At 33.9% G+C, this 13,592-nt stretch carries 14 protein-coding genes, 1 pseudogene and 1 CRISPR repeat array; of the genes and pseudogenes, 1 reads left to right on the forward strand and 14 read right to left on the reverse strand.

Annotated elements, in window-relative coordinates; genetic code table 11:
* Nucleotides 1-33: 33 nt before the first annotated feature.
* A CRISPR array of direct repeats spans nt 34-774; the repeat unit is 29 nt; unit sequence GTTTTATCTGAACCATGTGGGATATAAAG.
* Between the two features lie 3 nt (nt 775-777).
* A pseudogene (locus tag AB1422_02190) lies at nt 778-975 on the forward strand (hypothetical protein).
* Between the two features lie 375 nt (nt 976-1,350).
* Here AB1422_02190 and ptsP read toward each other — a convergent pair.
* The 14 genes from ptsP to AB1422_02260 form a co-directional block, all read right to left on the reverse strand.
* The gene (ptsP, locus tag AB1422_02195; GenBank protein MEW6618155.1) at nt 1,351-3,135 is read right to left on the reverse strand and encodes a phosphoenolpyruvate--protein phosphotransferase; all 1,785 of its coding nucleotides are present in this window, start codon (nt 3,133-3,135) and stop codon (nt 1,351-1,353) included.
* Entirely contained in the window at nt 3,132-3,419 is a 288-nt protein-coding gene (locus AB1422_02200) for an HPr family phosphocarrier protein (protein MEW6618156.1), read from the reverse strand. The genes ptsP and AB1422_02200 overlap by 4 nt, the downstream gene beginning before the upstream one ends.
* Nucleotides 3,416-4,252 (reverse strand): PTS system mannose/fructose/sorbose family transporter subunit IID, encoded by an 837-nt coding sequence (locus tag AB1422_02205; GenBank protein MEW6618157.1) that lies wholly within the window; start codon nt 4,250-4,252, stop codon nt 3,416-3,418. The genes AB1422_02200 and AB1422_02205 overlap by 4 nt, the downstream gene beginning before the upstream one ends.
* A gap of 4 nt (nt 4,253-4,256) precedes the next feature.
* Nucleotides 4,257-5,033: a PTS sugar transporter subunit IIC gene (locus AB1422_02210; protein MEW6618158.1), complete on the reverse strand. Its 777-nt coding sequence runs from the start codon at nt 5,031-5,033 to the stop codon at nt 4,257-4,259.
* A gap of 308 nt (nt 5,034-5,341) precedes the next feature.
* Nucleotides 5,342-5,893: a hypothetical protein gene (locus AB1422_02215; protein ID MEW6618159.1), complete on the reverse strand. Its 552-nt coding sequence runs from the start codon at nt 5,891-5,893 to the stop codon at nt 5,342-5,344.
* Between the two features lie 4 nt (nt 5,894-5,897).
* Nucleotides 5,898-6,425, reverse strand: a complete 528-nt coding sequence (locus tag AB1422_02220; GenBank protein ID MEW6618160.1) for a hypothetical protein — start codon at nt 6,423-6,425, stop codon at nt 5,898-5,900.
* Entirely contained in the window at nt 6,422-7,855 is a 1,434-nt protein-coding gene (gene pilM, locus AB1422_02225) for a pilus assembly protein PilM (protein MEW6618161.1), read from the reverse strand. The genes AB1422_02220 and pilM overlap by 4 nt, the downstream gene beginning before the upstream one ends.
* An 8-nt stretch (nt 7,856-7,863) precedes the next feature.
* Complete coding sequence (locus tag AB1422_02230; GenBank protein MEW6618162.1) at nt 7,864-8,760, reverse strand: helix-hairpin-helix domain-containing protein; 897 nt, start codon at nt 8,758-8,760, stop codon at nt 7,864-7,866.
* Nucleotides 8,757-9,314 (reverse strand): type II secretion system protein GspJ, encoded by a 558-nt coding sequence (locus AB1422_02235; GenBank protein ID MEW6618163.1) that lies wholly within the window; start codon nt 9,312-9,314, stop codon nt 8,757-8,759. Before AB1422_02235 ends, AB1422_02230 begins: the two co-directional genes overlap by 4 nt.
* A complete protein-coding gene (locus AB1422_02240) occupies nt 9,275-9,637 on the reverse strand; it encodes a hypothetical protein (GenBank protein MEW6618164.1) in 363 nt (120 codons plus the stop codon). Before AB1422_02240 ends, AB1422_02235 begins: the two co-directional genes overlap by 40 nt.
* Nucleotides 9,606-10,103 (reverse strand): prepilin-type N-terminal cleavage/methylation domain-containing protein, encoded by a 498-nt coding sequence (locus AB1422_02245; protein ID MEW6618165.1) that lies wholly within the window; start codon nt 10,101-10,103, stop codon nt 9,606-9,608. The genes AB1422_02240 and AB1422_02245 overlap by 32 nt, the downstream gene beginning before the upstream one ends.
* Nucleotides 10,057-10,494, reverse strand: a complete 438-nt coding sequence (gene gspG / locus AB1422_02250; protein MEW6618166.1) for a type II secretion system major pseudopilin GspG — start codon at nt 10,492-10,494, stop codon at nt 10,057-10,059. The genes AB1422_02245 and gspG overlap by 47 nt, the downstream gene beginning before the upstream one ends.
* Before the next feature lie 20 nt (nt 10,495-10,514).
* Nucleotides 10,515-11,771: a type II secretion system F family protein gene (locus AB1422_02255; protein ID MEW6618167.1), complete on the reverse strand. Its 1,257-nt coding sequence runs from the start codon at nt 11,769-11,771 to the stop codon at nt 10,515-10,517.
* A 128-nt stretch (nt 11,772-11,899) separates the two neighbouring features.
* Nucleotides 11,900-13,450, reverse strand: a complete 1,551-nt coding sequence (locus AB1422_02260; protein ID MEW6618168.1) for a GspE/PulE family protein — start codon at nt 13,448-13,450, stop codon at nt 11,900-11,902.
* Between the last annotated feature and the right edge of the window lie 142 nt (nt 13,451-13,592).

The following is a 13,592-nucleotide window of genomic DNA, read 5'->3' on the forward strand; positions in this document are numbered from 1 at the left end:
TCTCTGGCACTGATAAGAGATGTATCTTCATCAGTTTTATCTGAACCATGTGGGATATAAAGTTCTCAGTTCGTTGAATAATAGCTTTTTGCACAGGGGTTTTATCTGAACCATGTGGGATATAAAGAGGAATTTACATCAGCAGGGCTAATACCAGCGGGACCGTTTTATCTGAACCATGTGGGATATAAAGCTTATTTTTGATAAGTGTATCGCAGGTCAAGTTGGAGTTTTATCTGAACCATGTGGGATATAAAGTTTAAATAATAGAGGATACCCTATTCAATTATCAAAGTTTTATCTGAACCATGTGGGATATAAAGAAAGAAAAATACCCGCATCTTCTATCCGCGGACACGTTTTATCTGAACCATGTGGGATATAAAGAAATTACTTACGAGGCGATGCTATCTGCAAAAGCGGGTTTTATCTGAACCATGTGGGATATAAAGATTTTAAATTCATTTAGTCCGTCTGTGTCCAGGCTCGTTTTATCTGAACCATGTGGGATATAAAGTATAGGCTCTCTAATTTTTTCAAATACTTCTCTTGAGTTTTATCTGAACCATGTGGGATATAAAGTGTGTCATCCTTACTATGGAACAATGCTTCTCCAGGTTTTATCTGAACCATGTGGGATATAAAGTTATTAATTACGATATTGTGGCTAAGTTCAGCTGGAGTTTATCTGAACCATGTGGGATATAAAGAATGGCACTTGGACGGGGACGGCGAGTAATCCCGAGTTTTATCTGAACCATGGAGATTGACCAGAGGTATCAAAGGATTGCATTTGAGGCATCTGTGCCAAATTCTGTTAAAAGGATACATTGGTTTGTCGATGATAAAAAGATTGCTTTGGTTGGAGCTTCCGAAAAGATATTTTACCAGCCGCAAGAGGGTAAACACAAGATTGTGTGTCTGGATGATGTCGGCAACTCATCGGAGATTTTTATTAAGGTGATTGACAAATGATATTAAAAACTAAAGTAACTATTCACCCTGTAGGAAAGTAAGAGAGTAGGAAAGTAGGAAAGGGGAGACATTGTCCCCAGAAGAGGAATACCGTGCACATCCTTTATCCCTTTCCTACTACCTACTTGCCTACTATTTCCTCCTGAAAGTAGGAAAGTAGGAGAGTAGGGAAGTAAGAAAGGTATTATCTAATTCTATCTAAAGATCTTAATTATCTGCCAGATTTTCAATCCATTTGGGATATATCTGAAGAAGTGAGTAGGATGCTTATAGGTTTAATCAAATCAATTAAGAGTAAAATAGTATGAAGTATTTTCCCCCTTTCCTACTTCCTACTACCTACTTGCTTGGTATGCTGAATAGTTACAAAGGAAATTAACCCTCCACTAAGTGATTTCTTGCTGTATTGAACAAATGAGGGAATTTCTTATACATTATTTCCTTGAGGACATTTTCTACTTCATTGACGCTGTGCAATTTAAGTACTTTTTGCACTAATTCTTTTGCCTCAATAAGGCTTATTGACCGAATGACCTCTTTTACCTTCGGGATAGAGCTACTGGACATACTTAATTCATCTATTCCCATCCCGACTAAAATAATCGTAAATAATGGGTCACCAGCCATCTCACCACACATACCTGCCCATATTCCTTGATTATGTGCAGATTCGATGGTATAATTAATAGAGCGTAAAATAGCCGGATGCGCCGGGTTGTAAAGATGAGCTAATTGTTCATTAACTCTATCTATAGCAATGGTATACTGAATTAAATCATTTGTGCCAATGCTAAAAAAATCTACTTCTTTGGCTAAAATATCTGAAATCATTACCGCTGAAGGCGTTTCAATCATTATGCCAAGTTCTATGTCCGGAGCAAAACATACCTTTTCTGTCTTTAATTCCTGTTTTACCTCTTCAATGATTTTTTTTGTAGCTCGTAATTCTTCTAATTCTGAAATCATTGGAAACATTATTCTTAATTTACCAAAGTTACTGGCTCGAAATAGGGCTCTTATTTGTGTTTTAAACATATTCTTATATCTTAAACATAATCGGATTGCTCGCAATCCAAGGAAAGGATTTACTTCGGTTGGAGTTCCTAAGTAAGATAAATATTTATCTCCGCCTACATCTAATGTTCTTATCGTCACAGGATATGGTTTCATTTGAGATATTACTTGTTGATATGCCTTTAATTGTTCATCTTCATCTGGTAATTCAGTTCTATCCAGATACAAAAATTCAGTGCGGTATAATCCAATTCCCTCTGCCCCTTCATCCTTTACAACATCAATTTCCTCTGGTAGTTCAATATTAGCCGCAATGTCAACTCTATAACCATCATTCGTTTGACCTGGTAAGTCTTTTAGCCAGGCTAAGCCCGCTTTAAATTCATCAAATATCTTTTTCTTTTTCTCATATTCGTTAATCGTCGCTTTATCTGGATTAACAATAACAATACCATGACTACCATCAATAATTAGAATATCTCCGGATTTAACTCGAAATGTTATATCTCTTAATCCAACTACGGCTGGGATTTCTAAAGCACGCGCCATAATGGCGGTATGCGAGGTTTGACCACCTATATCTGTCGCAAAACCCATTATCTTCCCTTTATACATATGCGAGGTATCTGATGGTGTTAAATTATGGGCAACAACAATAACATCTTCCCTTAATTCTTGTAGACTAATATTAGTAGTTCCAACTAAATTTTCTAATATTCTCCGACCTATGTCATAAATATCTACTACTCGTTCTCGCATATAGTCATCTTCTAATCCAGCGATATTCTCAGTAATCATCTGCAGAACTTCCCACAAGGCATATTCTACATTGATATATTCTTTTCTTATTCTTTCAGAAACCTCAAAGATAAGTAATGGGTCTTTTAAAATTAATAAATGAGCCTCAAAGATATTCGAATATTCTTCACCCATCTCTTCATGAACCTTTTCTTTAATCTTTACAATTTCTTTTTCAGTGCGTCCAACTGCCTCTTTAAAACTATTAATTTGATTTTCTACTTCTTCTTCAGTAATCTTTCTCTGGGTTATCTTGAGCTTAGTTATATCTAATAAATAAGCCTTGCCGATAACAATCCCTGGTGAGGCAATTACGCCTTTAAGTTTTAACATCGATGAAGTTATCATTCTTTTTCTCCAAATTTATCTTCGAATAATTTTGTTAATTTTTCTACCGCCTCTATAGCATCTTCGCCACGGGCATTGATTATTATTTGACTACCTTTGCCTGCATCTAAAGTTCCCACACTTAAAATACTTTTGCCATTTCTCCATCCTGAACCTGAGTTATTAACTTTTTTTACTTTAATCACTGATTGAAATTTAGTGGCAGCCTGGACGAAAATAACCGCCGCCCGGAGGTGTAACCCTAATTTATTTTCAAGTGTAACTATTTTTTCTACTGAATTCATAAAATAATCCTGGTTAAATATTTAATTTCAGAATTATAAGACCACATTCCCATTGTTTTAAAATAAACTAATAAACTTCCTATTCCCAATATGAACAAAAAGATAATCAAGGGATTGATTCTTATTCTAATGCCAATGCCTGTGGCAATTATAATTATCAATGATGCTATTCCAATAAAATATTCTTCAACCACATCAGTTTTTATTAAACGGGCATTAAACCAGCAAAGAATACTACTTAATATCCCCAAAAAAGTTATGCCGATAATATTGAATATAGATTTAATCCGCTGAAAAGAGATTTTACTGATTTTTTCTATCAGGTTTTCTTTAAGGCAATATCCTTTTTTTATGCCGATAAATCTCAGATATAAAGGCAAAATATTATAAATAATCAAGAAAAAGATTATTCCCCAGATAGGGGATTTTTGTATCCAGATTAAGGTTGATGTTATCATCATTCCCAAAAGGGAGATTAAAGGGCGATATGTTGCCCAAAGCAAACTATCTCCAATTCCAGCCAGAGGCGATGTCATATATGATTTCAAAACCGAGATGTCACCCGGAGTTAATCCTTCTTTACCTTTTGATAGTTCTTCTTCTTTTGAAATAATTAAGCCACTAATTAATGTAATAAAATATGGATGCGTATTGATAAATTCTAAGTGTCGAAGAATAACTTCTTTTTGTGCTCGAGGCTGTGAATACAATTTTTTTATCATTGGGAATATCGTATAAACAAATCCTACACTTTGCATCCGCTCAAAATTGAATATTGACTGCACAAATAATGACCTGAAAAATATCTTGAAAATATCACCTTTAGATAGCATAGATTTAGCCTTTTATAAAAATTACAATACTTGTTAAAATAAAACCAACCACAAAATAAATAAAATACTTTCGGACACCTAAAACACTTATTGTTACACCACAACCAAATAATAAAAGTAATGATAAAATAATGGTTAAATCAAATTTAGTGGCTAAAAGATTTGTTATTATTTTAACGGCAAATAGTCCCACGCTTATAGTCCCAATCAAGATTAAGGAATGGATAATAAAACTCATTCCTATACTTATCCAATTTATCCATTCTATCATCTGTAAATTTCCTATTTTAATGTTAGCCTCTAATTTGTGTAAAAGGGTAATATTAACCTTTTCAAACAGGAAAAAATCAATCCATCTGGAGAAAAAACCAACAATGATTCCAAAGCACATAGATAAAATTAAAAAACTTACTTTTTCTAACAAATTAAGTGGTAGAGTAATACTACCAATACAGACTAATGAAGTAGTTGTGATACTACTTATCGCGGCATTTGGTGGAATAATAGTGCCTACTTGAAAGGTATTTATCCAGACTAATTCTAAAACAACTCCAATGATTGCCCCTAAATATAATCCTTCTTGAGGCGAGCCTTGCAATGACCCCAGTATTAATCCTAAAAAAGGCGAAACAACCAATGGTCTGGAAACCATTGTTTGGGCAATACAATAAGTATCTAAATTTATTAATCCACCAATTAATCCGGCTAATAAGATTTGAACATACATCGCAAAATTTCTACCTTTTTGTAATAGTTTATCACATTTTTTGCCAAAAGTCAAAGGATTTTTTGTAACCGTTCACCGCAGAGACACAGAGACGCAGAGAAAAAATTAAAAACTATTTACCACATGCCTCATTCCATCACGGATTTTCATCAGAGCAAGCTTTTGAAAACCGACATATCATGATTGATTAACAAATTTGGTTTTGAGGTCCTATGTATTACTATGATTGCCTCAATAATCTTTTCTGTTGTCTGATTTATTTCAATCTCTTCTCTGTTCCTCTGCGTCTCTGCGGTGAATTACTATCTGAACGGTTACGATTTTTTTAGGGTGTAGGTTTGATAACGAACTATCCCCACTTTTTACATCCTCAATTCTACTATCTCATCTCCATCTTTTAAAATTACTTTATCTTCAAATACCTCATCTATCTTTACTCCCTGGATGTAATCTCCTCTTTTGAGGAAATATTGATGTGCTTTGTTTCCATCTTGAATTATTGCTGTCCCACTACTTTCATCAAACACTACTCCTATTAATCTTAAATTACCTACTCGCTTCTCTAAAGGAATTTTAAGCGGTATATCTGGTGGTGGCGATTGTGGCGGTAATTGAGGTGGTGGTGGCGGAGATATTACGGGTAAATTAGGTAATGACTGCTGAAATACTTTTTCTTTTACCTCTTCCTCCACTAAAGGAACAAATAAATATCGACTACCAATTAAATTACTATAATACGAATAGGGTTTAGAAGGAGGTAAATTTATAGCGTTTAACTTTATATCCCCTCTTTTTCTACTGATTACTAATTCTTTTTTGGGCAAAGAAAAGTAGATAATAATTCCAATACAGAGAATTAAATTTGCTAAATATAAAATTTTATTTGCAAAACTTATCTTATTTAAAGGTAACATTGTGTTACTCCTCTAAGATTCTACTTATAACCAACTGGGCAGATAAGACACCCTTAGTTCCACTTTTTGCTTTTAGTCTTAAAGATGAAACCTTTAGAAGTTTAGATGATAATTGATAGATAAATTTTGTCAGGTGATTTATTTCCCCTTCTGCCTCAACTACGATGATAAGTCTTTTATAAAATCCCATATCCTTAACTATTCCCGGCTTAATATCTACTAAATAAAGGTTTGAAGCCTTAGATATAGATTCTATCACTTTTAAAGTATCCGCTAATTCCTCTTCCAGAGAACCTTTTATCTGTAATGTCCTGGAGAATTTGTTATATACCGTAGAGATTTTATCCTTTTGGCTAATAATTCGTCTATTTTTTAAAAGTAGTATTTCCTTAGATAATACCTCGTTGTTCAATTTGGACAAAAAATTATAGCCTGGTTCAAGTAGATAAGTATATCCTGCATAACCAAGAATGACGGCAATGGTAATCCATAATAATTTCTTTTCTCTTTTGGTAAATTGTGAAAAAGTCATAATTCTTCCTTTTCCAGTGGGCAATTAATTTGAAAATCAGTTACTTCACGATTCCCTACTCTTCGTTTGGTAGCATAATTTACCTTTACATTCTTAAAATAATCTGAATCTTCCAGTGTAGAAATTAAGGAGAACACTGTTGACATATTTCTTGCCTCTCCTCTAATGATAGTCAAGGTTTCTTTTTCAAAGATAAGTTCATTTAAAGAGATATCTATAGGAATTAATCTATAAATTTCTGCTAATATATCAAGGCTTAATTGCTGTTTACTCATCTGCTCAGAAATAGCGTCAAGTCTTTTTTTCTTTAATTCTATATCCTTAGCTAAAGGTAGATTAATCCTAATTTCTTTATCAAGATAATCTATATATTGATAAGTAGCACAGAGTTTTGTAATGGTAAGGACAGATAAACTCAAGATTAAAAGTATTACCAATATGCCCGATAAGATAAAATTAGTATGTTTATCTTTTTTTCTTTGATTTATTCTGATGGATTCAGGTAACAGGTCAATCCTCTTTTCTGCAGAGCCAATAACTAACCCTACTACTGTTGTTAGTTGAGGCATTTTATCTGATCTCTGACCTCTGTCTTCTGACTTCTGTCCTCTGTTTTCAGGTGGAACAATAAAACCTTTAAAAGGGGCACATATCTCCACAGGAATACCTATATCTTCCTCTAATCTTTTATTCAGTCCTTTTAAACTTGCTACTTCACCACTAAGGACAATTTTTTGAATTTCTGCCCCTTTAATTTCTCGTTTGTATACAGTTAAAGATGTCCTTAACTCCTCGGCTATTCCTTTTAAAGGGTCTCTTCCTGGGATAGAGACACTACGGCTAAAGAGTAATCTATTTTGATTAATAAAGATAATATCCGTAGTCGCAAATCCGATATCTAATATGGCTATGGATAGAGGAATTTCAAGTTGGGTATGCTGATAGGAATTAAAGATTGCCTCGGATGTTAAAAGAATTCGAGTAGGTTCTAATTTTATTTGTTTTAAAATCTGCAGGTGTTTGTTAACAATGTCGTTATGTGCTACCACTAACATTACTTGTGTGGAATTATCCTGTTGAGATAGGATTTGAAAATCTATGATGAGTTCTTCTAAAGGATAAGGTAAGAGTTTACCTGCTTGGAATTTAACCATTTCTGCCAGCTCTTTTTCATCTACGGAGGGTAATTCTAACCATCTGATAGTAACAAATTGCCGATTGATACAGGTATGAAGATTAACTACCCTAATCTTATTTTTCTTTATGAGCTCAGCTATAGTTTGAGATATCTTATTATCCTTTGTCTCATCCTCATCTTGAGGTATTTGAGTAGAGCATAATTTTAATAGTTTAACCCTTCCTTTTGAGTCTTTCTTTACTTGAATTATCTTTACTGAATAATCATCAAAGTCTATACCGGTAATAATCATTGTCTAAATTATTCCTCTCTCCAATATTTTATCTTGCCTGTTTCGAGGTCAATTATTGAAGTTATTTTTTTAGTTACTTTATTTACTATCCCTGTCGCACTAATTCTAAAGGTATTAGAATTAGTAGTAATTAGTTGGCTAATTGAGTTGTATTTCTCTCCTATTCCCTGGACATTCTTTATATCCTGTGGTGTTTTAAATATGTTATCATCCTCGGTCCCTTCTTTTCCATCAAATCTTGCTCGATAATTAATAATATTTTGAGCTAATTCTTCATTTAGTAAGACAGATAATACTTCCTTAGGGGCCGTATTAATATTTATAGCCCCTTGACCATATACCGTTATCAATTGGTTAATTTTACCTTCTCCATATAGTATTTTTGAAATTACTCCTTTGACTAATAATAATTCTTCAATGGATTCAAAAGGTGCATTTTTACAATGATAATTTTTTAAAATACTCTGGTAATACTCATCCTCAGCCTCATAATCTTCTTCCTTAATATCTACATCCCTCCAGTCAATTATGCAGGAGACTATCTCTTTATTCAACTGTGGTAGCTTCTCAAGGGTTGTTCTTGTAGCATAATTCAGGTTAATTCTGCGTTCCTCATCACTTACTTGATAGATAAATCTTCCTCTGCCCAATTCTACCTCTTTTTGCCCATTCCACGGTTCATTAAGGGCATCATAATCATTTGTATCTTTTTTTAACTCTGCAATAGCATAATTAATTCCTGCCTTCGCTAAGTATAAAGCCCGTAGGGAATCAATTTGAAATTCAGTCAATTTTATCTCTACCCTCATCCGATGAGAGAAAGAAATAGCTAATAAGGTTAAGATAGTTAATATCCACAGGGTAACAATCAATACCACTCCTTTTTCATCCTTCATTGTTTTCATATCGAGCTTCCTATGGGAATCCACACCGTCGTAGTAAACATCTTTTTATCCGCATAGAGAGAGACTTTTACTGCTTTAGGTGGTTTATTCGTATTCCATGTTTCATGCCAGATGTCTTCTAAATCCAGATACTTGAATTCTACTTTATCTACAGATTCTATCATTGTCTCTTCTAAATCTTTATTCTCTTGCCATGCAAGAAAAGTTTCTCTCTTTAAAAGTTTATTTTCATCCCATTGATAGGTTATTTTTGATAAAGTTTGTTTTTGTGTATCTAAGGCTAAAAAATTCAAATAGGTATCTTTACCTTCAAATTTCTCATTCTCTAATTTAGTTGTATTTCTAAGTGCAGTGGATATCTCATCTAAGGATAGTCTTAATTCCTGGTATAAAGATACCTTTTCATCACCCATCTTAGTTACACTAATTCCTTGACTAAATGTTGTATAGATAGCCGTGATAATAATCATAAAGATTGATATACCAATAAGCACTTCAATCAGGGTAAATCCATTTATAAGTAAGTGATTAAATCTACTATCCCTTCTTTCCATTCTACTATTACCTTTACCTCTTTCAAATCTAATTCCTTTATTTTCTTAATTTCGGCTTTCCATGTAAATTCGGATTCATCTTCAAATCCTCCCTCTATCTTTCCCGAATAAAGTTCTTGTGTAGTATTTTCTAACTCACTTATCTTCTGGGCAAGTAAAAAAACCGCCTTTGTATAATTCTTAGATGCCTTTACTGCCTGCAAACTTATCATAAAAGAGCTTAAGATTAAAACTATTCCCAGACAGAGAATAGACAGGGAAAGCATCACTTCAAGAAGGATAAAACCACTGTTAGTCCATATCTTTCTTGTAAATCTTAACATAATTAATCCTTGTGCCAAATGTTAAAATATACTCTCTACTCTCTTCATCTCTAAGAGTTAATACCCCTATATTAACTCTACCATCAGGATAGAAGATAATAGCATCAAGATAGCTATTCATTACAAATTCTTCTGGAAGACAATAGACTTTTCCAGACTTAACATAATAATCAGGGTAGTTAATTGGGTCTTTTTCTACAGATAACCAGTATTTTTTACCCTGATAATCGAGATTCAGTTTATATTTAGTCCTTTCTAAGACAGCCTTTTGTCGGGCATAGGTGATAAGTGAAGCCATTTCTTTAGCCGTTAGAGAGATTTTAAGATTTTTGTATGTTCCTTTAAAAGATGGTATCGCGGTTAGTATTAGTATTCCTATCATAGATATAACTATCAATAATTCAAGTAAAGTAAAACCTTTACTCTCTCCTATCTGTTTGTGTTTCTTCCCAGTTGCATACATCATCACCGCCACCTTCTACACCATCCTTTCCGTAAGAAATTAAGTCGTAATCTTCATTATGCACCCCGGGGCAGGTGTAATGGTATGGATTATTCCAGGGATCTACGGGTATTTTCTTCTTAAGATAAGTTCCTTTCCAGTTATTCGGGATAGGTGGAGTAGTAGGTTTTTGTCTCAAAGCGGATAATCCTTGCTCAGTCGTGGGGTAGGAATCATTATCTAATTCATACATATCTAAGGCAACTGAAATACTGACAATATCTGCTTTAGCTCTCGCTACCTTTGCTTGATAAGTTCTGCCAGTAAATCTGGGCAAGACCATCGCTACCAATATGCCAATAATGATAATGACAAGCATAAGTTCGATTAAAGTAAAGCCCTTATTGTTTCTCATACCTCAGTCCTCCTATTTTTTTACTCTACTAAGATATTCATCTTAAAAATAGGTAATAGCATGGCAATAACAATAAATCCGACCATAAATCCCATAGCCAAAATCACTATTGGTTCTAATAATGAGGTGATTACTTTTATTGACCTATCAAGTTCCTTTTCATAATTTGAGGCTATTTTTAATAATGCCTTTTCTAAAAAGCCACCTTCTTCGGAAATAGATACCATACTGACCATTAAAGATGAAAAAAACTCTTTGTCTATTAAACTATTCGCAAATCCCTTACCTTCATCGACTTGTTTATAAATTCTATCAATATCCTTTTTAAAAATTAAATTACCACTATGACTACTAATTACCTTTAAAGCCTCTAATATGGACACGCCGTTTTTCAATAAAGTGCCTAAATTTAAACTGAATTTTAAAACCTCTACTTTTTTTATCACCTCACCTATATAGGGTAATGACAACAAGAATTTATGGATAGTTAAACGACCTTTTTGAGTAGCAAGCATCCTTTTTATGGCAAAGATGACAATTATAAAAGAAGCGAATATCATCCACCAATATTTAGCCATAAAATTACTACTAAAGATTAAAATAAGGGTAGGAAATGGTAGATTTTGTCCTAAATCCTCAAACATAGTTACTAACTTCGGGATAACAAAAGTCATCAGGAAACAAATGCTTATTATTCCTACCGCGACTAATAAACAAGGGTAAATTAATGCGGTAGATACCTTCATCCTCAAATCTTCTATCCTTTCAAGATAATCTCCTGCCCTATCTAACACATGAGGTAACATACCTCCTGCCTCTCCAACCTTAATCATAGTTACTAAAAATGCAGGGAATATTTTAGGGTATTTATTTAGGGCATCAGAGAATTTCATCCCTTGCTGAACATTTTTATTTACCTCCTCGATTATTATTTTAAATTGTTTATTTTGGGTTTGTTGATATAATACGGATAAGGCTTTATTTAAAGGAAGTCCGCCTTCAAGTAAATCTGATATTTGTCTGGTAAACATAGTCACTTCCTTATTATTTATCGGGTTAAATCGCCATAGTTCCTTCTGTTTTCTGTCCTCTGCTCTCTGCCCTCTGCCTTCTGCTCTCTGCTCTCTGCCCTCTGCCTTCTGTTCTTCCTGTATCAAAACAGGGAAATAACCCATTTTATCTAAGGTATCGACAACTATTTTTTGTGATTCAGCAACTATGTTACCTTCAAATATATTACCCGATTTATCCTTTGCCTTATATACAAAGTTAGGCATTCCTTCTCCTCAAATCAGAAGTCAGATTTTAAAGGTATTGTCATTCTGTCCTCTGCCCTCTGCTCTCTGCTCTCTGCCCTCTGTCCTCTGTCCTCTGCCCTCTGCTCTCTGCCCTCTGACCTCTGTCCTCACTGCTGTGTTATTCTTAATACCTCTAATTTATTTGTAATTCCTGCTTCTACCTTTTTCATTCCATCTTCAAGTAATGTCTTCATCCCTAATTCAACTGCCTTTTCTTTAATTTTATAAGTAGGAGATTGGTTTAATATTAACTCCCTTATCTCATCACTCATTAATAAAATCTCATAAACTCCTGTTCTCCCTTTATAACCTGTATATCTACACTCCTCACAGCCAAACTTCTGTCCTCTGTCTTCTGTCCTCTGCCCTCTGTCTCCTTCCTTACACCTCGGGCATATCTTCCTTACCAATCTTTGAGCAATAATCGCCTCAATAGAGGATGATATCAAATAAGGTTCTATCTTCATATCCAGTAATCGGGCAATAGCTCCTGCGGCATCATTAGTATGTAAAGTAGAAAATACCAGATGTCCGGTCAATGCGGTTCTAATCGCCAATTCTGCTGTCTCTAAATCCCTTATTTCTCCTACCATCATTATATCCGGGTCATGTCTTAACATCGAGCGTAGTGCATTAGCAAAGGTAAAATCAATCTTTGGTAAAACTTGCATCTGGGTTATCCCTTTTATTTGATACTCAATTGGGTCTTCAATAGTGATTATATTCTTTTCAATAGAGTTGATTTTAGTCAAGCAGGCATACAAGGTAGTTGTTTTCCCGGAACCCGTTGGTCCTGTAACCAATATTATACCATGCGGCTGAGTTATTAATCGATTTATTTTTAATAAATCCTCATCACATAACCCTAATTCTTCTAAGGTATATGGTTTTCTACTCAAAATTCTTATACTTACGCTCTCTCCAAAAGGTGTAGGAAGAACAGATACCCGTAAATCATATTCATCTTTGCCTACCTTAATCTTTATCCTGCCATCCTGTGGAACTCTATGTTCTGCAATATTTAAATCTGCCATTACCTTTATCCTTGAGATAATTGCCTGGTGGAACTGGCTAATTTTAGCGGGTATAGGAATATTATAAAGTATGCTATCAATACGGTATCTTATGGTTAACTCTTTTTCATAAGGCTCAAAATGAATATCCGTAGCTCGGTCATTAATAGATTCTAATATAATTTCATTAACAAACTTAATTATCGATGGGTCTTTGGCATTATTACTTATATCTTCAGATTCTTTTGTTTCGCTTGTAATTTCAAGTCTTGCTCCTTCAAAGTAGTCTCCTCTTGCCTTTATTCCTTCTATGGTTTCTGCCCCTATTCCATAGTATTTTTTAATTGCCTTCAATATATCTACTTCATTACTTAAAACAGGTTTTATTTCGTACTTTAAGAGGCGTTTTATGTCATCTAAGGTATGAATATCTGTGGGATTAGTCATAGCTACCGTGAGATAACTATCATTTAAAGATAGAGGTATAAGTTTATAATGTAAGGCAAATTTAGCGGAAACCTTCCTGATTGCCTTCGCATCTATATGAATATCCTGTAATTGCACATAAGGGATATCAGTTTCCACCAGATTCTCCTTTTCTTCTGATATAGATTGGTACATACTATTCTCCTGTAAATAGCCGATGTCAGACGTAGGGCAAGGCTTATGGTTTTTGCAAAATCAACTTCCACTTTTTTGGAATACCATAAAATAAATTAAAAATCAAACATCAAAATGTAAAATTACAAATCAAAAATCAAAATATTCTCCAGCTACTTTGTTAATT

The organism is bacterium, from assembly GCA_040757115.1.
Classification (GTDB): Bacteria; UBA9089; CG2-30-40-21; order CG2-30-40-21; family SBAY01; genus JBFLXS01.